General features: G+C 55.2%; 2 protein-coding genes. One reads left to right on the top strand and one right to left on the bottom strand.

The genetic code is table 11. The annotated features are described in order from the left end of the window. The coding region (locus JK635_RS28960) for a DNA-binding protein (RefSeq protein ID WP_202655521.1) at positions 1-367 on the bottom strand (367 nt) is incomplete at its 3' end. A gap of 185 nt (positions 368-552) precedes the next feature. On the opposite strand from JK635_RS28960, the gene JK635_RS28955 reads away from it, so the two are divergent. Next, positions 553-891 (top strand): hypothetical protein (locus JK635_RS28955; protein ID WP_202655520.1); only part of this gene is annotated, 339 nt, incomplete at its 3' end.

The following is an 891-nucleotide window of genomic DNA, read 5'->3' as shown; positions in this document are numbered from 1 at the left end:
GCGCATCCCGCTCCTTGACCAAAACGGCAGTGGTTTCGGTCGCCGTCTTCAACCGCTCCGCAAACTCGCGTTGAGTGGTTGCCATTGTCGCCTGGACTGCCTGCACTTTCAGATTGGCTTCCTGCTGCAAATGCTCGTAGAGCCCCTTGACAGACTGCAACAGATCGGCGGGGAGTCCCGTATCGTGCGCTAGCACCTGTTCCTGATGTTCGGTTTTCCAGCGCTTGAGCATGGGCGCGATCGTACTCTTGCTGCCCGTGCCGCCGAGCGCTTCGCGCACCGTGTCGACCGTGGGATTTTTTCCTTCGGCCGATAGCCGTGCAGCGGCTTTTGCGACTTCCGAGTAAGTAATGCCTGCCCGCGCCATGCTCGCCTCCGAGTAAATAAAGTGTCGTAGTACGTATTACATTCTTAGACGTAATAGTATGAAACGGAATAGTAATTCAACTTAATATATCAAGCCATGATAAATGATGTTATCGTGGGTAAAGGCAAAATTCTGGACAGGCGCTGTCGTAATGTCCGTAAAAACCGTGAAAGTGAGCGACAAAAATGATCGTGGAAAATCGCGATGTAGCCAATACCCCAATTGACCCTACCTCGGGTAATTCTGTCAAACGTACCGGCAGTGCGGCGGTTTCCGAGCACGAGCTGCATGAGCGGCACCGACGCTTTATCTCAGCGGCAACCTCTGAAAATACACGGCGGACCTATCGCTCCGGGATCCGGCATTTCCATGCATGGGGCGGCGTATTGCCATGCGATTCGGCCGCAGTCCTGCGGTATCTGCTGGCCTATTCCGACGCCTTGAATCCGCGTACACTGGCGCTGCGCTTGACGGCGCTGTCTCAGTGGCATCTTTTCCAGGGCTTCCCGGACCCGGCTGCCGAT

It is taken from the genome of Neobacillus paridis (genome assembly GCF_016765675.1).
GTDB lineage: Bacteria > Bacillota > Bacilli > Bacillales > Cytobacillaceae > Neobacillus > Neobacillus paridis.
The sequence above is the reverse complement of the archived record's forward strand: the minus strand, read 5'-3'. Positions and strand labels throughout refer to the sequence as shown.